The 19,896-nt window shown below is 55.6% G+C and carries 17 protein-coding genes; 4 read left to right on the plus strand and 13 right to left on the minus strand.

The features are described from left to right. Positions 1 to 58: 58 nt before the first annotated feature. From G6R38_RS24105 to G6R38_RS24115, 3 genes are all read left to right on the plus strand, one after another. Entirely contained in the window at positions 59 to 1,690 is a 1,632-nt protein-coding gene (locus G6R38_RS24105) for a HEAT repeat domain-containing protein (protein ID WP_166831340.1), read from the plus strand. A 50-nt stretch (positions 1,691 to 1,740) separates the two neighbouring features. Beyond that, a complete protein-coding gene (locus G6R38_RS24110; RefSeq protein ID WP_166831341.1) occupies positions 1,741 to 2,103 on the plus strand; it encodes a hypothetical protein in 363 nt (120 codons plus the stop codon). 228 nt (positions 2,104 to 2,331) lie between these two features. Next, positions 2,332 to 2,913, plus strand: coding sequence for an anthranilate synthase component II (locus tag G6R38_RS24115; RefSeq protein ID WP_166831421.1), 582 nt, complete (start codon positions 2,332 to 2,334; stop codon positions 2,911 to 2,913). 32 nt (positions 2,914 to 2,945) lie between these two features. Here the strand turns inward: G6R38_RS24115 and G6R38_RS24120 are convergent, their stop codons facing one another. From G6R38_RS24120 to glgC, 6 genes are all read right to left on the minus strand, one after another. Then, complete coding sequence (locus G6R38_RS24120) at positions 2,946 to 4,976, minus strand: POT family MFS transporter (protein ID WP_166831342.1); 2,031 nt, start codon at positions 4,974 to 4,976, stop codon at positions 2,946 to 2,948. 63 nt (positions 4,977 to 5,039) lie between these two features. Next, positions 5,040 to 6,617, minus strand: a complete 1,578-nt coding sequence (locus tag G6R38_RS24125) for a glycine betaine ABC transporter substrate-binding protein (RefSeq protein WP_166831343.1) — start codon at positions 6,615 to 6,617, stop codon at positions 5,040 to 5,042. Further along, positions 6,614 to 7,360 carry an ATP-binding cassette domain-containing protein gene (locus tag G6R38_RS24130; RefSeq protein WP_166831344.1) on the minus strand — a complete coding sequence of 249 codons (747 nt, stop codon included), beginning with the start codon at positions 7,358 to 7,360 and terminating at the stop codon, positions 6,614 to 6,616. Before G6R38_RS24130 ends, G6R38_RS24125 begins: the two co-directional genes overlap by 4 nt. Positions 7,361 to 7,539: 179 nt before the next feature. Continuing rightward, positions 7,540 to 8,805 (minus strand): serine--tRNA ligase, encoded by a 1,266-nt coding sequence (gene serS / locus G6R38_RS24135; RefSeq protein ID WP_166831345.1) that lies wholly within the window; start codon positions 8,803 to 8,805, stop codon positions 7,540 to 7,542. 39 nt (positions 8,806 to 8,844) lie between these two features. Continuing rightward, complete coding sequence (locus tag G6R38_RS24140) at positions 8,845 to 9,210, minus strand: hypothetical protein (RefSeq protein WP_166831346.1); 366 nt, start codon at positions 9,208 to 9,210, stop codon at positions 8,845 to 8,847. A 33-nt stretch (positions 9,211 to 9,243) separates the two neighbouring features. After that, complete coding sequence (glgC, locus tag G6R38_RS24145; RefSeq protein ID WP_166831347.1) at positions 9,244 to 10,470, minus strand: glucose-1-phosphate adenylyltransferase; 1,227 nt, start codon at positions 10,468 to 10,470, stop codon at positions 9,244 to 9,246. Between the two features lie 239 nt (positions 10,471 to 10,709). On the opposite strand from glgC, the gene G6R38_RS24150 reads away from it, so the two are divergent. Further along, the gene (locus G6R38_RS24150; RefSeq protein WP_166831348.1) at positions 10,710 to 11,303 is read left to right on the plus strand and encodes a hypothetical protein; all 594 of its coding nucleotides are present in this window, start codon (positions 10,710 to 10,712) and stop codon (positions 11,301 to 11,303) included. 189 nt (positions 11,304 to 11,492) lie between these two features. On the opposite strand, the gene G6R38_RS24155 is transcribed toward G6R38_RS24150, so the two are convergent. The 7 genes from G6R38_RS24155 to G6R38_RS24185 all read right to left on the minus strand — a co-directional run bounded on the left by G6R38_RS24155 (position 11,493) and on the right by G6R38_RS24185 (position 19,843). Continuing rightward, complete coding sequence (locus G6R38_RS24155) at positions 11,493 to 12,026, minus strand: YfcE family phosphodiesterase (protein ID WP_166831349.1); 534 nt, start codon at positions 12,024 to 12,026, stop codon at positions 11,493 to 11,495. A gap of 71 nt (positions 12,027 to 12,097) precedes the next feature. Further along, positions 12,098 to 12,568: a hypothetical protein gene (locus G6R38_RS24160; RefSeq protein ID WP_166831350.1), complete on the minus strand. Its 471-nt coding sequence runs from the start codon at positions 12,566 to 12,568 to the stop codon at positions 12,098 to 12,100. Positions 12,569 to 12,638: 70 nt separating this feature from the next. Beyond that, positions 12,639 to 14,033 carry a hypothetical protein gene (locus G6R38_RS24165; RefSeq protein ID WP_206028709.1) on the minus strand — a complete coding sequence of 465 codons (1,395 nt, stop codon included), beginning with the start codon at positions 14,031 to 14,033 and terminating at the stop codon, positions 12,639 to 12,641. Positions 14,034 to 14,098: 65 nt separating this feature from the next. Continuing rightward, complete coding sequence (locus G6R38_RS24170) at positions 14,099 to 14,464, minus strand: hypothetical protein (protein ID WP_166831351.1); 366 nt, start codon at positions 14,462 to 14,464, stop codon at positions 14,099 to 14,101. A 109-nt stretch (positions 14,465 to 14,573) separates the two neighbouring features. Continuing rightward, a complete protein-coding gene (locus G6R38_RS24175) occupies positions 14,574 to 16,199 on the minus strand; it encodes a CTP synthase (RefSeq protein ID WP_166831352.1) in 1,626 nt (541 codons plus the stop codon). A gap of 168 nt (positions 16,200 to 16,367) precedes the next feature. Beyond that, positions 16,368 to 17,351, minus strand: a complete 984-nt coding sequence (locus G6R38_RS24180; protein WP_166831353.1) for a helix-turn-helix transcriptional regulator — start codon at positions 17,349 to 17,351, stop codon at positions 16,368 to 16,370. Between the two features lie 146 nt (positions 17,352 to 17,497). Next, complete coding sequence (locus tag G6R38_RS24185; RefSeq protein ID WP_166831354.1) at positions 17,498 to 19,843, minus strand: TolC family protein; 2,346 nt, start codon at positions 19,841 to 19,843, stop codon at positions 17,498 to 17,500. Between the last annotated feature and the right edge of the window lie 53 nt (positions 19,844 to 19,896).

Consider the following 19,896-nt stretch of genomic DNA (forward strand, 5'->3'; position numbering starts at 1 on the left):
ACGTGAGCGACAAGCTTCCACGATCCGCCAACCGTGACGTTGAAAGTTGAAGAAGTTTATGACACAAGCCATTTGTCTGACGATGCGAGCATTGGCGACATCGCGTAGCGAACATGCCGCGCCCATGCTGCTTAAAGCGTTGGATGTACCCCACGCGGGTGTGCAGGTTGCGGCGGTGGACGCCATCGCGGAGTACTGTTCGCCACGAACGCAGATCGAACTGATTCGTCATTTTCGTCGTTTGTCCCCGGAAGCGCAGGAACAGCTTGTTGTCACGGCGAACAACTTGGCCGGCCCGTTGCGAAAATGTTTGACGACCCGCAGCGATGCCTCTCAGGATGTCATGGCCATTCTCGAGGCGGGAACGACTGGGAATCTGCTTCCGTTGGTGGCTCAATGTCTCAGCGAACATCCGAACTTCCTCGACGAACGAATGGTTTCCGTCTTTCGGGTTTTGGTCGATCGGGTGCATGATCAACTCCGGACCAAATCGACCGATCCTCGGCATGCAGCCGCGATGCAAGTTCGGCATGCGAGTTTGGCGGCGTTGAATCTTCCCGCAGCGACTCTGACCAAATCGCCGTATCGAGATGCGATCGTTGAAGCCATCTTGATTTTGGGGCAAACCAACGACGAAGCCGTGCGACTCGTGCTTGGTAGTGGCAGTGAGATTCGTCAGCTAGTCTTCCAATTCTTGCAGACAAGCACGCACCCCGGCGTCATGGATTTGACACTGCAATTCCTGAATACATCGCGGCCGCCGTTGAAAGTTTTCGAGATTCTCGGGAAGCGGTCCGATCCGGAATTCATCGCGGCCACTTTGCGTTGGGTGCGGAAGAGTCCGACAACGATGCAAGCCCGGAACCTTCAACAAATCGAATCGTTGCCTTGGCTGGATGCTCCCGAAGAGGTGCTGCCGCTGTTACCGGAGGCATTGCAACCGGCGGTTCTCACGTTGCTGTCGCACGTGGCGGTGGCTGACAATGTCAAAGAGCGGGTGCGTGAGTGGATTCTGCGGAACGGAACCTTTGAAGCTCGCGACTCAGTTTTGGCTGGCGGGATGCCGGTCAATGGGGATTCGGTCCGTGAAATCGTGGCCGACGCCTTGAACTCCGAGGAACCGCAATCGCAAGCGTGGGCGTTGACACAAGTTCGGCAACAACGACTGCCAGACGCTCTCGAACAACTTGTGAACGGGTTGGATAGCACCGCAGATGTCGTGCGGGAGGCGGCACGGGAAGAACTGTCTGACTTCGATCTGCAACGCATCTTGGCTTCGTATGACCGGTTCGATGAAGATCACGCCGAACGGGCCGGACAGTTGGTCTTGAAGATCGACCCTCAAGCCACTGAGCAATTGGCGAAAGAATTTTTTCACCCGATCCGGCAGCGGCGAATTCGTGCGATCACCGGTTCCGTGTCACTGGGTCTGCACTGGCATGTCTTGCCGACACTCTTGGAACTGCTCAACGACAATGACGAGCAAATTCGTCGCGTTGTCGTCGAGACATTGGCGGAGATGCCAGTCCCGTCGGTCGTTGCGGCGTTACAACAACATCGAGGCGATCCCAATATTCGAGTCCGCGAAGCGATTGATTCCGCCTTGAGTCAATTGGCCGGATTAGTCGCTGACGACGGCTTGGAAGTTCCAAGCCAGACGGTTTCCGAATCAGCATCCGCGGAAGTTTGAGGGCCACGACAATGAATATCCTCGTTTCGAGTCTGGCGTCGACCGCCGAAATGTCCAGTTCGTTTATACGCTGGAGCCGTCATTCGGCCTCGCTGGGAAACTATCTGTTTTTCGCGGCGATTATTGCGTTGATTGCGGCGATCTGGGGCGGTTTGTATTGGTGGGAACGTCATCGAGTCTCGCGGACGGAATCCAACGACACGCCGAACGATCTGTTTCAGCAACTCTGCAAAGTCCATCGATTGAGCGTTGGCGAACAGCAGTTGTTGTCGCAAGTTGCGCAAGCGACGTGCGCAAGTCAGCCGGCGTTGGTGTTCGTCGATCACCGCTGTTTGCAATCGCAAGGCGAGGGCGGCAACGCGGAACAACTCCGTGACCTCGCCCGCAAGTTGTTCGGCCCCGCCAAACAGTAGCTGCTCAAAAAATCAGGTTGCGCGGTCTCGTCGATGCCCGGAAGGTGGAAGTGCGGTCTGGTCGTTCGAGGGGTCGGGTGATACGATGCCCACAGTGACCACCAGACCAAGTTGATGTTTTCAACTCAGTCTCGGTTTGATGTAGCGACCATCGCTGGGCTTCCGTTGAGGAATCTCAGTTTCTCATCACTACACACCATCGAAACCCGCACGAACCAACCGCCGCCGATGATTTTTGTTCTCGACAATTACGACTCGTTCACTTGGAACCTTGTTCAACGTCTGGGAGAGATGGACTCATCACTTGAGATCCGTGTCGCCCGTAACGACCAAACCACGCTGGACGAAATCGCCGGTTGGCAACCCGAGCGAATCATCATTTCTCCCGGTCCCGGTACGCCGAACGATTCCGGGTTATCGCGGGAGATCATCTCGGAATTCGGCACGAAGATTCCCGTGCTCGGCGTGTGTTTGGGACACCAATGCATCGCGGACGTGTTCGGCGGACAGGTTGTCCGAGCCGATCGCTTGATGCATGGCAAAGTGTCTCAAGTTCATCACAACAACACGGGAGTGTTCGCCGGATTGGAAAACCCGTTCACGGCCACCCGGTATCACAGTTTGATCGTGCCCGCGGATTCACTGTCCGACGATTTTGAACTCACCGCCTGGACCAACGACGAAGACCACCCCCGCGAAGTGATGGGTCTCCGTCACAAGAAACACCCCATCCACGGTGTCCAGTTCCACCCCGAAAGTTTCCTCACCCTCGAAGGCGTGAAACTCCTGCAAAACTTCCTCGATCTGTAAGGAAGTTTCGCGGGAGGTGTTCGTTGCACCGCTTAGGTTTCCTCATCGGTGAGGGCATGTTCCTCGGGCGGGGCAGGGTGGTCGGTTTCGTCATCGCCTTGGATCTGCGTTTGATCTTTGTAGAAGTACGAGATCGGCACGAATAGGACAGCGGCTCCGAGCATCACGTAAGTCCAGAACCAAAAGTAGCTGGCCCCTTCCAGCGTGACCTGCCCGCCGACCGTGAATGATTCACTGATTTTCGTTTCCGGAATGGTCCCGCGAGCCGCCTCGACTTCTTCACGACCGACATCGCCTTTCAGTTCGATAATTCGCTTCTCCCGCCACGTAAGCGGTTTGTCTTCCGGGCTGGTTTCTTTCTTGCTGACACGACTCACGGTCGCGTTGAGCACTTCGTCCCAAGCCGTGTCGAATTCTCCATCCGCACCGGCGGCGACAATTCGGAACTGGTCGCGGGTCACACGGTGATATCGCAACGGCTTTTCAGAGGCGTCTTGTAGATCCTTCAGCAACTCGTCGGCTGTCTCGTCATCCGGCAACTGCAATTCATCGTCGGTATCGGCGGACGCAAAAAAGTTCTCGCTGATCCGTTCTTTCGCCGACTTCAACACATCAACATTTTGCGGCAAGACCTCCGTGAGATTGCCGTAAGCGTCGTAGGTGAGACGAATATCGTCATCGGTGTCGAACTTGCGATCGTAACCGGCCAACAGCACATCGTGCTTGTCGGAATCCTTCTCGACTGGCAACGCTTTCATCAACCATTGATCTCGGTACGTTTTTTCGCCGTCCGCGACTTCCAACGTGCTGGCTTCACTCACGAACCGATTAATCCCCGGAATTTGGATGTAGTGATTCACCGCCGCCGTCACCACATTCCCCAGTGAGACGGACAGCAACCAAATCGACATCACCACCGACTTCATCGACTTTGGAGCCTGCGTATAAGAGAACTCCAAACCGGTGATCGACACCATCACTTCGGCGGATGTCAAAATCACGTATGACAGAATCTGCCAAGCAATCGACGGGCGACTTCCGGTGTCGATCCATTCTTGAATGATGGACGACAACGCAAACGAAGCCGCCGCCAGGAACAGACCGATCGAAATCTTACGCAGTGGCGTGAGCGTAAAGACTTTGTTGATGGCGGGGTACAAGCCGAATTGGAAGATCGGAATGAGCAGCATCACCAACACAGGATTCACCGCACCGATCTGCGATTCCAACCACAACATACCAAGCCATTGACGATCCATATTCTGAGCCTGCAACACCCAGGCCGACCCCGTTTGATCGAACAACGCCCAGAACGCCGAAATCGAAAAGTAAACCAACAGCAATTTGCCGATCGTGAACAACCCCTCGCGGCTGAACACGTCTTGCAAAAAGCCGGTGCCAGCTGGCGGCACGTGCACGAACGAGTAACGCCCCATCCAGAACGCCAGAGTGGCGATCCCCATCAGAATGCCGGGCACACCGAACGCGATATGCGGCCCGTACCATTCCAGCAGCCACGGTGTGAGGAAGTACGAAAACATCGAGCCGAAGTTGATCGAAAAATAGAACCACTGATACACCTTCGGCATCAGATGTTGGTTCTGTTTTCCGAATTGATCCCCCACGTGGGCCGACACGCATGGTTTGATCCCGCCCGATCCGAGTGCGATCAGGAACAAACCGATCCACATCCATGTTTCGGGAGCCAACTGAGCGGTGCCCATCAGTGCGAGCGCCAAGTGCCCGATGCAGTACAGCACCGAAACCCAAATGATGATGCGGTATTTTCCCGTCAACGTGTCGGAGAGTAACGCCCCGATGATCGGAAACAGGTACACCCAGGAACTGAACGTGTGATAGTGTTCGGTCGCCTCGGCTTTGCTCATCGCTGGCTGAATTTTGTCCGACATCAGATACAGATAGTCGGCCATGAAGACGGTCAGAATTGCCCGCATCCCGTAGTAACTGAACCGCTCGGCCGCTTCGTTGCCAACAATGTACGGCACGCCCGGCGGCATGGTTTCGATTGGGTCGGGAGTTTCTCGGTATCTCGAATCCGCCATCGGTGTCTTTCTTTGATGTCGTTTCATCGCGCGGGACGCCGCACGCGATGACTGCCAACGAGTTCACGCTTCCGATTTCAGTTGCAAGCCGGGGGAGACCAAAAACCGTTCGGCAATGTCAAACAGCAACTGCACCACGAGCGCCATCACGGCGGCCGCGATTGCTCCTTCGGAGACCAACGACCAATCCAACCGTCGAATGCCGGTGAAGATTGGTGCTCCGTATCCGCCAGCGGCAATCAAACCGCCCAGCGTCGCCGTTCCGACGTTGATCGTCGCGGCCGTTTTGATGCCCGCCATGATCGACCGCGTCGCGAGCGGCAATTCAATTCGCCACAATCGGGCTGCCGGTGGTAATCCCAACGCCTCGGCGGACTCGTGAATCTGTCGAGGAATCTCTGCCAGACCCGCGTAGGTGTTTCGCACGATCGGCAACAAACTGTAAAGGAATAATCCGACAATCACCGGCTGCGGGCCAATGCCGAGATAGGGAATCATGATCAGAAATAGCACCAGCGACGGAATCGTTTGGAGAATGCCCGTCACACCGAGCACCACTTGGCCGAGCATCGGTGACTTCGCCGCGAACACTCCCAACGGGACCGCTACCAACACGGCGGCAAACACGGAAATACCCACCAACTGCAAATGCTCCCACGTTCGTCTCGTGAGGCGGGCTGTTCGTGATTCCCGGCGGATGGTTTTCTCGATGTCGAATGTCTCTTGCAGATAATCCGCGGCCACGATCGGTTCGGGAACTTTGTCGAGTTTGGCGCGGGCGTTCAGCGGGATAATTGTGGCATTGTCGATTTGGCCTTCCAACCGCAACATCGCTTCGACGGCTTCGGGAACGCGTGTCTTGAGATCGGCACGGTAGAGAATCATCGCGTTGTAATTCGGAAAGAAATTGCGACCGTCATCGAGTTCATCGCTGAGGATTTTCAGATCCAGACGTTTGATGTCCGGGTCGGTTGCGTATAGATCGATCACATCGACCGTCCCGCTTTCCAACCCCGCATAGGCGAAACTGTGTTCCACACCTTCCACGTTCCGGTGCGGCAACTCGAACGCCTTCTTCAACGACGGCCAACCGTCATTGCGATCCATGAACTCGTTGCTGAAAGCAAATTCGAGATCGGGGTACTTTCGCAAATCGGCGATATTAGTGACTTTGTCCCAGTCGGCTTGGGAAATCCCGTCCGGTGGAACTTTGCGAACGCCGATGGCGTACGTGTTGTTCAAGCCAAACGGCTGACTCATTTCGACTTGGAATTCCGACTTCAGCAGCTTGCGAAGTTCGGCTTCATCTTTGATATTCCGACTAGCGAACAGCTCTTTTTGGATAGTGCCGGTGTATTCGGGGTAGGCGTCGATTTCACCGGCTCGCAGCGATTCCCACAGCGTCTGCGAACCCCCCATGCCGCGTTCGTGAATCACGTTGGCACCGGCGTTCTCCATGAGCTGCGTGATCATCTCGCCAAGAATGACGTTCTCCGGAAACACCTTCGAACCCACGACGATTGTCTCAGCGTCTCCAGCGGAGCCGACGGAATTGGTTTCCGATTGGCATCCCGCGAGACACACCAGACCACAGAGAAGTCCGGTCAACGAGCGAGTAAAACGACCAGCGACGACATTCATGGAGTTTCCCGATCGGCATGGATGCTGCGTTGAGCTTGCACAAATTCCTCGACGAAGGGTTCGGCCGGTTTGTCCCAGAGTTCCGAAACTGTCCCGCGTTGCACGACTCGCCCGCTCCGCATCAGCACAACCGTATCCGCGAAGTACGCCGCTTCCGCCAGGTCGTGCGTGACGAGCACCACCGTTTTGTGGAGCGTGTTGAAAATCTCGCGAAGTTCGGTTTGCAAGTCGGCTCGAATCAACGGGTCGAGAGCCCCCAGCGGTTCGTCGAGGAACAGAACATCCGGGTCGAGCATCAACGCTCGCATCAACCCGACGCGTTGGCGTTGGCCGCCCGAAATCTGAGCGGGGTACCGACTCAACGACTCTTTCGGCAGGTGCGTCAATCCACGAAGTTCTTCCAACCGCGTGGAAATTCGCTTTTCATCCCACTTCAAATGCCGCGCCATCAGCGTGACATTCTGTGCGGCGGTCAGATGTGGAAACAACCCGCCGTCTTGGATGACATACCCCATCCGCTGCCGGAGTTCGAGCACGTTTTGCGGGGTGAGTTTCGTACCATCGAAGGAAACTTCCCCGCTATCGGTGCGGATCAATCCCATCATCAACCGAAGCGTTGTCGATTTGCCGCAACCACTCGGACCGATTAACACTAGGTTTTCGGCCGCCTCGACGGTGAGGTCAAGGGGATGCAGCACCGTCTCGCCGCGATAGATTTTGCTGACGCCTCGCAATTCGAGCATGAAGCAACAAATTTCGTTGTGTTGAATAAATAATTGATCATCAGACTTCAGTGGCCAGGTGGCATCCTCACCGCCTTGCGTGAGCATGGATTTGGTGTGATCGTGGATTGATGGTCCCTGAGAATTGGGGCCACTTCACCCATGTCGATGACTGTCACACGCTTCCACCTCCACAAGAATCAACCAATCTTGTCTTTACCGACCCAAGGCCGCAAGACCTCAGGGATGACGATGCTGCCGTCGGCTTGTTGATTGTTCTCAAGGACGGCAATCAACGCCCGGCTGATGGCAATCGCGGTCCCGTTGAGCGTGTGCACGAACTGCGTGCCTTTCTGCTCCGGTACACGAGTGCGGATGCCGAGCCGACGGGCTTGGTAGTCGGTGCAGTTTGACGCACTGGTGACTTCACCGTAGGTGTCGCGACCGGGCATCCAGGCTTCCAAATCGTACTTGCGGTACGCCGGTCCGCCGAGATCCCCCGATGCCGTGTCGATCACCTGATACGGAATGTTAAGAGCTTGGAAAATCGTTTCCTCGATTTCCACCACTTCGTTCAGAAACGCTTCGGAAGCGGAGTCGTCTGGTGCGGTGAAGCCGAACATCTCGACCTTCGTGAATTGATGCACCCGGTAAATTCCCCGACTCGCCCGACCGTGGGCTCCCGCTTCGGTGCGGAAACAGTGTGACAACCCCGCGTATTTCAACGGCAGTTTGTTGAAATCGACAATCTCATCTCGCAACGAACCACCCAGCGGAATTTCCGCCGTCGCGACCAAGCTGAGATCGGTGTTCTCGATGGAATAAATCTGTGTTTCTTCGCCCCGCGGCGTGTAACCGGTGCCGAACAGCACGTCGTTCTTGGCGAGGTCCGGCGTGGTGTGCAACACGAAACCGCGTTGGTAAAGCGTCGTGAGGGCATACTGCACGAGCGCCATTTCCAGCAGCACGGCCTCGTTCTTCAGGAAATAAAACCCCGCCCCCGCGACACGTGAGCCGGCTTCGAAGTCGATCAGGTCGTGCTTTTCCGCCAGTTCGACGTGATCGAGCGGTTTGAAATCGAACTTCGTCGGCTCACCCCAAGTGCGAACGACGTTCGCATCGTCTTCGCCACCGATCGGGGCATCGGGATGCGTCATGTTCGGAATGCGACTCTGCTCGGCGAACAACTCGGCTTCGATCTCTTTGAGTTTCGCTTCGGCTTCGCTGATTTCCTCGCGGAGTTGCTTCCCCTCGGCGATGAACTTCGGTTTGTCTTCCGCCGATGCTTTGGGAATCTTGCTGGAAACGTCTTTCTGCTGCTTCCGCTTCTGGTCCACGAGTTGAATCGACTCGCTTCGTTGCTCACGTAGCGAGAGAACTTTTTCCAAGTCCACTTTCACGCCCCGCTTCTCGCAGTTCTCCCGCACGGCGTCGGCATTGTCACAGATATATTGCAGATCAAGCATTGTTTTCGTCAGTTGTTGATGTTGGGTTGTCAGTTGTGTTTAGACGGTTTCGTCTGTGGGGTCTGGAAAAGAGTATTTTCCAGTTGTTTCCACAAACTCAGTAATGCGATCACGAAGTTCTAGCAGTTTGTGTTCGGGAATGGCATACATTGCGGTTTCTCCGGCGAGACCGGTCCATTGACCGATTTCGATCCCGTACAAGTTTCCCGAATCCAGTTTGTACAACCGAAAGGTGCAATTTGTGGAACGCCTGCGATAGGTGATTTTCTTGTCATCGACTGTATAAATCGGGTAACCGAATCGAGCGCCTTTCCAGCCATACCGTCCAAGCCGATACACGATGACAATGATCACAACACCAATGATGGCCAAGGGAACAACCGGTAACAGCGCTTCAACATTCATAACACCGCCTATCGTTTCCACGAATCCATTGTGCTAATCCAGTTGCGTTCCCAGGGGGATGACGGTGACTCCACCTTCGGAGATCGTGAAGCCGCGGGACTTGTCGAGTTCGGGATCATAGCCGATTTCCATGCCAGCGGGGATGTGGACGTTCTTGTCGATGATGGCTTTTCGGACTTTCGCATGCCGACCGATGTCGACGCCTTCAAATAGAATCGAATCTTCCACGTGCGCCCAACTGTTGATTCGCACATCCGGGGAAATCACCGACCGTTCGACATGCCCACCGGAGACGATACTCCCCAGACCGACGATACTGTCGAGAGCCGTCCCCACACGCGGTTCCGCTTCGTCGGCATCGTTGAACACGAATTTCGGCGGTGGCAACGGCGGATGATACGTGCGGACTTCCCAGGTGCGATCGTAGAGATTCAATTGCGGATCGACATGCACCAAATCCATGTTGGCTTCGTAGTACGCATCGAGCGTGCCGACATCCCGCCAGTAACACCGCTCGCCTGTGTTTTTGTCACGGAACGGATACGCCCGAACCTTCCGCGTGCCGATCATGCTGGGAATGATGTTGTGACCAAAGTCGTGTCGGCTGTCGGCGACGGTGGCGTCTTGGCAAAGTTGCTCGAAGAGGAAATCCGTCTTGAACACATACACGCCCATCGAAGCCAAACAATTCTCCGGATCACCGGGAATGCATTCCGGCTCGGCGGGTTTTTCATCGAAAGAGAGCACGTTGTGATCGGGGTCGATGTGCATGATGCCGAAGTCCGACCCCTCGTGCAGCGGGACGGGAATGCACGCCACCGTGGCATCGGCACCGGCTTCGATGTGGTCACGGACGAGTTCGGAGTAATCCATCTTGTAGATGTGATCGCCGGAGAGAATCAGCGTGTACTCGGCTCCGATTTTTTCGATGGTGTAGATGTTTTGATAGACGGCATCGGCGGTGCCTTGGTACCAATTTTCATCGAGCCGTTGCTGCGGCGGGAGCACGTCGATGAACTCGTTCAACTCTCGGCAAAGAAATCGCCAACCGAGATTGATATGCCGATCGAGACTGGCGGCTTTGTACTGCGTGAGCACCAACATCCGCCGCAAACCGCTGTTGATACAGTTCGACAGCGTGAAATCGATAATTCGGTATCCGCACCCAAATGGAACGGCGGGTTTCGCCCGGTCCCGTGTGAGCGGTTCGAGCCGACTCCCTTTGCCACCAGCGAGCACTAAAGCCAACACGTTATGCATGATGCGTCCGTTCGCGTCGTTTCCATCGAAAAATCCCTGTGTGTTGTAGCAGCCAAACGGGTCTCGGGACAACCGAACGCGAACGGATGATGATGTGACAAGCCTTCGGTTTGACAGTTTTGCTGTTAGACATTTGTCAATATGTCGTGTAGGCTGTTCGGCATTCTAGCGGTTCGTCGTGCCATGACGGCACCCGAACGATACATCCAGTTTTTGGTCGAGAATCAGGGAACAGACGAATGAGCGGGCATTCGAGATCTTGGATTGCAATCTGCGGATTTGCCGTGGGACTTTGGACGTTGAGTTCCCCGGTCGCAGCTAGCGAGATCGACGATCTGAAACAGAAAATCGAACTTTTGGAGGCCAAGCTGGAACTGGCCGAGAAGACCATCGAATTGTTGCAAAAGGAAAATGAGACACTCCGCAAAGAGGGGGGAAGCCGGAGCGGAAAAGATGATGACGGCATGGAAGATGATAGCCGGACTCGTCAGGCAGACCAGTTCCATACTGGCGTTATGTGGGCTGGCTTGGCGACTGTGAAAAAGGGCAAGAAAACACCTTGGGCAATTTCCATTGCCACACGTGATGGCAAGAAATTCACCGGGGCAATCGCCTTCATCGGGAAGGACAATGAAAAGATCGAACTTCCGGTTTCCGGAACGGCGCCAGCACGCGGTGACGGACTTGTCGTCATCGAGTCGCCGGTCATCGGGCGAGGCAAACTTTATGCCCGCGGCAATCTTCGCAACGGTGTGGTCGCACTCGCCTATTCCTTGACTGACCAGTTCGGAAAGAAACATTTCGGAGCCGCTACACTCGAATCCAAGAAATAGCGAATTTCGCCGTCCGTGTATCCTAGGCTTGTCAGATAACGCGAGTGCCACTGCTGGCTTGTCCAGCAGTGTTTTTAACGACTCGCGAATGGCTGATCACTCGTACTGCTAGGCAAGCTAGCAGTGGCACACAACGCGAATCGAGCATTCGCGGTGTCTCACCTAATCCCAGTCTCCGGTTGCATCAACTCACACTTTGCTTCGCATATCGTTTTCGATTTCGACTCGTGGCGCCAATTCCGGCAACGCGACTAACCGGGCGTCGAGCGGGGCGGTTTCGAGGATGGCGACGGTGGGTTTGCGGAAGAACCAACCGCTGGTTTCGCCGGGGTTGATGACCAGTCGGCGTTCGGTTCGTTCGAGATTCGCCCGATGCGAATGGGCGTGGATGATGACGTCCGCATCACCCACCAGCCCCTTGAGCGAATCAATCGTGTGACCGATCAGGATGCGAATGCCATCGGGTGTTCGCAAGCCCACCGGGCCGTTGGCGACTTCGCCGATGATCTTCATCCCGCCTTTGATGCCGATGACATTGCCATCGTTATCGCCCAACACCGCGAGCACGCGACAATAGAGATTCCGCAGCGAGGGGATCACGATCGGCGAACAGAAATCGCCCGCGAAGATGACCAGCTCGCATTTCTCGGCGTTGAACACATTGACCGCATGCCGGACGTTGTCGACGTGATCGTGAGCGTCCGCAAAAATTCCAATTCTCATAATGTTCTTCAAAGTCGTGTTGATGACGGAGCCCAAAACTCAGGACGAGCCGCTAGCAGTATTGTCGAACTTCAATCGATGCCTGACGTTGGTATGATGACTCCCACCTCCCCGTAAACGAGCGTTTGGCCATCACCGCTATAGTCGTAATCCTTATCAAGATCGAACAAGCTCACTCCTGCGATCGGAAACCGATATCCCGTTTGCTGTTCGTATTCGTGAACTCCTCCGTCGAGCCGGGCCAGGAACTCGAAGATCTCCCGACTGGAATACGCCGCGATCGGTTTGCCGTTGAAATCGCACTCATACCCGCAGTCGGGATGCCAATAAACACTGACACGTGCGGCTCGGCTCGTTTCCGGATCGTAATCGATCTGCAGACTGTTCGCGAACGCTCGATCGAAATCCGGTCGACCGCTGATTTCAAAGTCCTCACAGGCCATATTGACCACAACTTGCGAGACTTCTTCCGGTGTCATTCCCAATTCAAACGGGCCAATTGCCCGACCCGGTTGGAATTCGAATCGATGGTGAGATCCCATGGTGCTCAATCTGATAATCGGTCAATTTTAGGATCGCGAAGAATTCGATTCATCATTGGCTTCATCGAGTTCACTTGGCGGAGACGTCCAACAGTTCCCGCATCGCGGTGCGGAGAACGCCTTCGACTTCCGGTGCCACGCGACTGGCCCTCTGACTGGATTCGTAACCGCCTTGTTCGTAGTGAATCGCTCGGCAGATGTAGCCGGGAGCGTAATCACCGTAGGCAGCCATTGCGACGAACAAATCCGGTCGCATTTTTTGAGCTTCGAGTTGGTATTCCACGACCAACTCGCCCGGCATATGCAGCACGCGAGCATCGCCCAACGCGAGACAACCGATCTCGATACCAACACGCTTTTGACAGCGTCGCAACCAAACAAGATTTCGAGCGGCTCGCACACGTTGGTCGGGGTTTTGCTCGTCGTCTTCAAGGATGGCGAGCAACGCCGGTTCGTTGAGGTGTTTCCCAACCGGAAGTTGGACGCTGGTCGTGTTCCAGTCCAGATCTTTAGCTGTAATGGGGCTGCGGTTTTCAAGGCTGTCTTCCCACGCGAGTCGCATGCCCTCGGCGAGTCGTTTGGCGAGAACGGGACGATTTTCAGGAGAACCGTCGTTGTATTTACCCGCGCCGATGTTGCCGCCCGCTCCGTTAAAGTGGATGTGTATGGGACCGGTATTGTCGTCGGATTGCAGAGCTTCGTCTCGCATCATCCGAGCCATGCCGGGGAAGTCCGGATTGGCTTTGCCGGTGCGGTAATAACTCTGCGGATGCGTGGCGTAGTACGTGACGACAGCGACGGGTTGGTCGCTGTGAAAGAAGCTGATCGCACGGCACAGTGGATCAATGATGCCCTCCGGTTCCGCTTGCAATTTCGGATTCCGCGTCGCGGTGTAGCGGACCGCACGGACTTTGCCGTTCTCGTCGAGAATCCGACGGTTCGAGGCCACTTTCTTCACCTCACCCGTGCCGACGCCGATGTGCGTGACCGGAACGGCTTTCTCGATGGCAAACCGGACGGTATCAGCGGCTTGGCTGATCACCTCACGCGCGAATTCGTTGTCGAATCGATATCCATCCAAACCATGCTTCGCGAGAAGATCAGCGGTTTCGAAATCACAAAGGGGAGCATCGTGTTGATGCAACGTGTGAACGGACACGCGACTGGGGGTTGTGCCGGCGGCTTTGGCGAGTTCCGCTCGCCATTCATCGTTTCCACCGTTGCCGATGCCGATCCAATCGACTGCACACAACACAATCGGTTTGTCATTCCCCAGCAGAACGATCCCGCGGCATGCGAGCGGAAGTTGCACCGATTCACACGGGTCATAAGCCAATGGGCTGCCGACCGGCGGCGACGCGTCGACCGAAAACGTCCCTACTCGCAACGGTACGACTTCGGCACTCGCGATGGTCACGGAAGACAAACAAAAGATAGTTGCAATTAGGAATCGGCCCACACGCATTCGATCGCCTCCTCAGAAGATATGGATTCAGCGCTATGCGAGTGTAGCAGGGTCTTCGGCGAAGTTCACGCCGGTTGATTGAACGAGCCAGCTCGTGAAGGACGCGGTTTGCGGTTCATCGGAGAGGCCACGGCGGTGCGATTCCATTGCACGGGAGCGGTGCTTGTGACCGCGGCGGGTTTGGTAATCGAAACGGTCGTGGCTTCGGCATGGATCAACCCGACAACCACCCCCCCGAGTGCTCCCAACAACGCAGCGACCGGCCAACCGAGCAGCATCAGATACAGCGATGTTTGAACGGTATCGACTTGAACAACCAAACCGTTTGCGGGGATTGCGGGCGGTCCGAACGCGGCAATCACGCCGACCATCATGGCCATCGCGAACACACCGAGACCGGCTCCGATCACGGCGGGTGCAAAAATCTTCATCGTTCAACTCCTCATCGGATGGTTGCTTGAAATGGGTTTCGTCTCAGGGACTTAACCGCAACCCATCCAGGGAGCTAACGAGATCTCTCAAGAATTCCCGGCCGGAAAATCAATTAGCACCGGAACCGGCTCGATCTTTGTGCCGTTTCAATGCGGCTCCCACGAACTCGCGGAAGAGCGGGTGCGCGTCCTGGGGTTTGGACCGAAATTCCGGATGGAACTGAACCGCCACGAACCACGGGTGATCGGGCACTTCGACAACCTCCACCAGCAAACCACTCTCGTGGGTACCCGTAGGAACCAGTCCGGCGTTTACGAAGCGTTCTTCGTATTCGGGATTGAATTCGTAGCGGTGCCGATGCCGTTCGCTGATCTCCGTCGTGCCGTAGCACTCGGCGACCCGAGACCCTTCGGTGAGTCGGCACGGTTGAGCACCCAGCCGCATCGTGCCGCCTTTGTCGGTGACGGTCTTCTGTTCTTCGAGAATACAAATCACCGGGTCGGGTGTGTCTCCGTCGAACTCCGTGCTGTGAGCTTGCGACAAACCGAGCACGTTCCGAGCGAATTCGATCACCGCGACTTGCATACCCAGGCAAATTCCGAAATACGGAATGTTGTTCTCACGGGCATACTGAACCGCTTCAATTTTGCCCTCGATGCCTCGCATGCCGAAGCCACCAGGTACCAGAATTCCATCGATACCACGCAACAGATGATCGACGCCTTCCTTCTGCAAATCTTCGGCTTCGATCCGCTTGACCAACACCCGTGCGGAGTGACTGAAACCGGCGTGGTCGAGGGCTTCGTAAATCGACTTGTAGGCATCGCGATGGTCGATGTACTTCCCGACAACCGCGATTCGCACTTCGGAATCTGGATGCCGGACACGATGCATCAAGTCTTGCCAATCGTCCATTTGCAACGGACTGGCATTCAAACCGAGCTTTTGGATGATCAACTGATCGAGTTTGTGATCCACCAAACCGAGCGGGACTTCGTAAATCGAAAATTCCTTATCGACTTCCTCGATGACCGCTCGCGGCTCCACATTGCAGAACGATGCGATTTTATCGAGATGTTCGCGTTCGATTTCGCGTTCCGTGCGGACGATCAGCACATCCGGTTGAATCCCGATCTGACGAAGCAACCCGACGCTGTGCTGAGTTGGTTTGGTCTTCGCTTCCCGAGCGGCTTTCAAGTACGGCACCAACGTGAGGTGAATGAACAAGCAATTTTCTTTGCCGACATCCAGCGGGATTTGCCGAATCGCTTCCAAGAACGGCAGACCCTCGATATCGCCGACCGTGCCACCGAGTTCGGTGATGACAACATCGACATCCGACCGCGCAAGATTCCGGATACATTCTTTGATTTGATCGGTCACATGCGGGATGACCTGCACGGTTCGGCCGAGATATTCGCCGCGACGTTCCCGTTCGATCACCCGCAGATAAATCTGTCCGGATGTGTAGTTCGACTCTCGCGACAACGGGCTATTCGTAAACCGTTCGTAGTGACCGAGGTCCAAATCGGTTTCGGCACCGTCGTCGAGTACGTACACCTCACCGTGCTGGTACGGGCTCATCGTGCCGGGATCGACGTTGATGTACGGGTCGAGCTTTTGCATCCGCACGGAGAGGCCGTGTCGTTCGAGAACCAATCCGATCGACGCACTCGTGAGCCCTTTGCCCAAAGAACTGACAACACCACCGGTGACGAAAATATGCTTGGTCATATTGAAGCAGCAGGCAAAGCGATCGCGGGAATCCAGGCAACATAAGTACAACAAAACCCTCCGGTCCACGCCACGGGACGAAACCGGAGGGCTGCCTGTTCGGATTTAACACCGCAGGGACGGAAAATCAATGCCGCCGAGCAAGTCGGACCGGTTGATCCGAGAACGTCAGTCGTCTTCGGCGTAGATTTGACGCATTTGCTCGATGCTATCGCGGATGTTGTTGCGAAGCTGCAAGGGTTCGAGCACTTCGACTTGGGCCCCGTATCCAAGAATCCACCAACGAATTTCGGTGAGTCCGTCCACAACGACTTGGAACTCTAGCGTACCGTCGTCGTTCCAAAAAATTTGTTGCGTCTTATGCCAGCGGACTTCAGCGACGTTTTTCGCGACCATCGGTTGAAATCGCAAGACCACCCGTGTGCGGCGACCTCGTTCGGGAATCAGAGCCCAGGCGTTTCCGAGGAAGCGTTCGATCTTGAAGCTTGCAGGGCACTCAAACGATTCGGCAAGCAGTTCCCATTTTTGAATCCGACCGACATTGAAAATTCGGGTTTCGTCGTGCAACTGCGAATATCCGACGACGTACCAACTGCGATTCTTGAACAAGAGATGATACGGCGAGAGTGTGGTTTCGATGTCGCCTTCGCTGCTCAAACTGCCGTAATGTAAGTGAATCTTCCGCCCGTCGCTAATCGCCATCGTTAGTGCATCGTATGCAGCATGGGCATGATGCAGCGTGTTGTGCGGTCCGAGATCAATGGAAATCGACTGGGTCAGCTCGCTAAGTTCATCCCGTAATTCCCCGGGCAAACTGCTGAGAAGTTTCAATGCCGCAGAACGGGCATCGCGTTGGAAGGGAATTCCTTTGGTGGTGTCGCCAAGCTGGTTACACAGCACCAGCAACGCGAGCGTCTCGGCCAACGTGAAATCAGTGGAGGGCAGCAACGTAGCGTCTTGCAGCACGTAACCAGTGTCGGATTCGTCGCGGCTGTAGACAATGCCCGCTCGCTGCAACAGCTGTAAATCTCGAAAGATCGTGCGTTGGCTGACGTCGCTTTCCTTGGCTAACTCCGTTGATGTATAGGGTCGTCCTGATTGTAACAGTCGTACAATTCGCAGCAGTCGAAGTAGCCGATCTTGTGGCGCCATTAGGACTAAGGACCTTCAAATCAATCGGGTTTTGGGCGTCCTGGACGATTTTATACTAAGTCACATTCTGAACGAAAACAAGCATCGACAATCACCCCGATGAGGATAACTGTCGATGCTTCAGTTTCGTTTTGACCGCGTTCGGTTTACTTCAGGAAGTCACGTCCGGGAATTAAGTCCAGAGACTCTTCCTGCTTGGGTTCCATGAAGCGGTGGTCGTTTGCGGTAGCGTCGATGTCCTGTAGCCCAACTTTTTGGAAGCTCGCCGGGCGTGCCCCTTGGGACCGACGCGACAGGAACCGGTTTTCCGCAGTCTCTCCGTCGTAGTCCGCTTTCGGAGCATCGGGAATCGGTAGTGACGAACCCGCATCGTCTTCTGCCGGCTGATCGACGGCCGGTTCCGGCACGGGGATCAGTGGCGTATCGACGGCAGCGTCTTCTTCGAGCAAGTTCGGAATCTCCAGGCTCACGTCGCTCGCTTGATTCAACTGAGCCGGATCGTAAGGAACCGTTTCCACAGGGATTTCACTCGCGAACACGGCCGGTCGTTCGTCGGTCATGTCATGTTCGAAGGCGTAGCTGCGGGCCCATGCTCGTCGCAAGGCTTGATGATACGCTTCCGGACGCCAGCCACCTTCGCCGATGTGAATGTTGTTCGCTTCCAACATACTGCCGGTGAAGTAGTGGTAGTCAGCGATGGATTGAGAGTACTCGACGAGACTCGTGTAGTACGCCTGATCGGCGGCTGCCCGCTCTCGTTGAGCACGCAACACCAAGTCCAATGTGACCGACCCCAACGCCTGTTTCGTGCGGAAGACTTCCACCCGTTCGGCGGCAGCGGTTCGTCGGTTGAACTGTTCCTCGGCGGTTCCGTAGTTGGCGGCCAAGTCTTGGAAGGTCGCCGCGACTTCGTGACTGATATCCATTTCCTGCACGGCGAGTGCTTCACGAGCTTTCGCCAATCGCAGCTCGAGGTTTCGCACCTGAGCGTGTGCCGATCGCAACCCGATCTGCCATGTCATTTCAAAGCCAAGACCCCAACCGGTTTGGTCGCCCTGCGTCATCGTTTCGTATCCGCTGGCCAACCCCTGCGAAGTCCGGCCGTCATTGTCGTTTTCGCCAAACAAATCGTCGCCGAAACCATTGACGTTGTAACTGCTGACGAAGTCCAAACGGGGTTTGGTCAGGCTTTTCGCGGCTTGCAACTGAAGTTCGAGGCTCTTGATGTTGAACTTCTGGGTTCGCAATTCGACGCGATTGGTCAACGCTTGGGCCAAACTGACATGCCAGTCCGGGACGAACTTGGCCAACGGCGGTTCGTCAATTGGACGAATGATGCGACCATCGTTCACAGGTTGACCCATGATGCGTCGCAACTGTGTTTCGGTCGAGTAGATGTTCGACAACGCCGATTTGACGAGAGCCCGCGTTTCAAAGTATTGGGCCTTTGCTTGCAGTTCGTCTTCCCGTCCAAGATCACGGGCACCACCGGCTTCGATGATGAGCGACACTTCCCGCCACGTTCGGAGCGCACTGTTGCGAGCCACAACGGCGATGTCGTACAGACGATATTGCAAGTACAACTGCCAATACAAACGCTCCACGTCGCGAGCCAAGTTGCGAACCGACGTCTCAAACTGCGCGATGGTGATGTCGGCGTTGATTCGTGTGATCACAACCCCTTGGTTCACCCCGGTCAGACCGCCGAAACTTTGTGCGATCGGGCCGGCAATTCGGGTGAACTCGGTTCCGGCACCAGCGAGCAACGGTTGCCGATACCCCAATTGTGCCAATCCCGTGTACGACGAGGGGAACAACACGTTCGGGTTGTTCACACCGGAATAAAGCCAAGTGTGCGTCAACGAGAGCTGTCCGCCGGATGCGAACTGCTTCTGCAAACTTGCCTGGAAGTTCCCGGTTTCGGAAACAAGTTCCCCCGCCGGTCCGATTCGCGGCGATGTGGCGTCGTCGGTAAGTGAGGTAATGGGGTTGAAGAACAAACTGTTCTGAATTTGTTCGTCGCGACCCCAGTTCATTGAGACATTCAACGTCGGATCGAATGCCGACAACGCGGACTCCACACCACGTCCACCAAACAGCACGCCGGATTCTTGAATCGCGGGGTCGTAGATACTCGGGGTGTTCGTTGCGTTGGCTAGCACGCCGCCGCGTTGACGGAATTCACTGGCCGTCCGAATGACGGCATTGTTCTCCAACGCCAAGTGCAAGGCTTCTTCCAACGAGAGATCCCAGATCTCATCCTTGCGACGATCTTCGATGGTTCGTGGCAGGTCGGTCGCCATCGCCTCTCCGGTGGTATCGGAGAAGACGAGTGGGTACTCGACCTGCGTGGCGGCTTCTTTGTAGTAGTTCAAATCGGCATCACCGAGGTAATGCAGTTTGGGAGGATTGCTCGCGCAACCGGCGAGGATTGCCAATATTCCGGCAACCACGCAACCCGAGACTCGGTGCGTCATCGGCGACAAGTGCATAGATAGACCCTTTGACTCCGCGCAAAATTGGCACAAGCGGCAGAATCAGTATC

Origin of the sequence: Thalassoroseus pseudoceratinae (genome assembly GCF_011634775.1) — a bacterium.
In the GTDB taxonomy this organism is placed as follows: domain Bacteria; phylum Planctomycetota; class Planctomycetia; order Planctomycetales; family Planctomycetaceae; genus Thalassoroseus; species Thalassoroseus pseudoceratinae.

Bases quoted from the DNA above. Each gene is read 5' to 3' on its own strand.
- G6R38_RS24105 (WP_166831340.1), top strand. From the start codon at position 59: ATGACACAAGCCATTTGTCTGACGATGCGAGCATTGGCGACATCGCGT.
- G6R38_RS24110 (WP_166831341.1), top strand. From the start codon at position 1,741: ATGTCCAGTTCGTTTATACGCTGGAGCCGTCATTCGGCCTCGCTGGGA.
- G6R38_RS24115 (WP_166831421.1), top strand. From the start codon at position 2,332: ATGATTTTTGTTCTCGACAATTACGACTCGTTCACTTGGAACCTTGTT.
- G6R38_RS24120 (WP_166831342.1), bottom strand. From the start codon at position 4,976: ATGGCGGATTCGAGATACCGAGAAACTCCCGACCCAATCGAAACCATG.
- G6R38_RS24125 (WP_166831343.1), bottom strand. From the start codon at position 6,617: ATGAATGTCGTCGCTGGTCGTTTTACTCGCTCGTTGACCGGACTTCTC.
- G6R38_RS24130 (WP_166831344.1), bottom strand. From the start codon at position 7,360: ATGCTCGAATTGCGAGGCGTCAGCAAAATCTATCGCGGCGAGACGGTG.
- serS (WP_166831345.1), bottom strand. From the start codon at position 8,805: ATGCTTGATCTGCAATATATCTGTGACAATGCCGACGCCGTGCGGGAG.
- G6R38_RS24140 (WP_166831346.1), bottom strand. From the start codon at position 9,210: ATGAATGTTGAAGCGCTGTTACCGGTTGTTCCCTTGGCCATCATTGGT.
- glgC (WP_166831347.1), bottom strand. From the start codon at position 10,470: ATGCATAACGTGTTGGCTTTAGTGCTCGCTGGTGGCAAAGGGAGTCGG.
- G6R38_RS24150 (WP_166831348.1), top strand. From the start codon at position 10,710: ATGAGCGGGCATTCGAGATCTTGGATTGCAATCTGCGGATTTGCCGTG.
- G6R38_RS24155 (WP_166831349.1), bottom strand. From the start codon at position 12,026: ATGAGAATTGGAATTTTTGCGGACGCTCACGATCACGTCGACAACGTC.
- G6R38_RS24160 (WP_166831350.1), bottom strand. From the start codon at position 12,568: ATGGGATCTCACCATCGATTCGAATTCCAACCGGGTCGGGCAATTGGC.
- G6R38_RS24165 (WP_206028709.1), bottom strand. From the start codon at position 14,033: ATGCGTGTGGGCCGATTCCTAATTGCAACTATCTTTTGTTTGTCTTCC.
- G6R38_RS24170 (WP_166831351.1), bottom strand. From the start codon at position 14,464: ATGAAGATTTTTGCACCCGCCGTGATCGGAGCCGGTCTCGGTGTGTTC.
- G6R38_RS24175 (WP_166831352.1), bottom strand. From the start codon at position 16,199: ATGACCAAGCATATTTTCGTCACCGGTGGTGTTGTCAGTTCTTTGGGC.
- G6R38_RS24180 (WP_166831353.1), bottom strand. From the start codon at position 17,351: ATGGCGCCACAAGATCGGCTACTTCGACTGCTGCGAATTGTACGACTG.
- G6R38_RS24185 (WP_166831354.1), bottom strand. From the start codon at position 19,843: ATGCACTTGTCGCCGATGACGCACCGAGTCTCGGGTTGCGTGGTTGCC.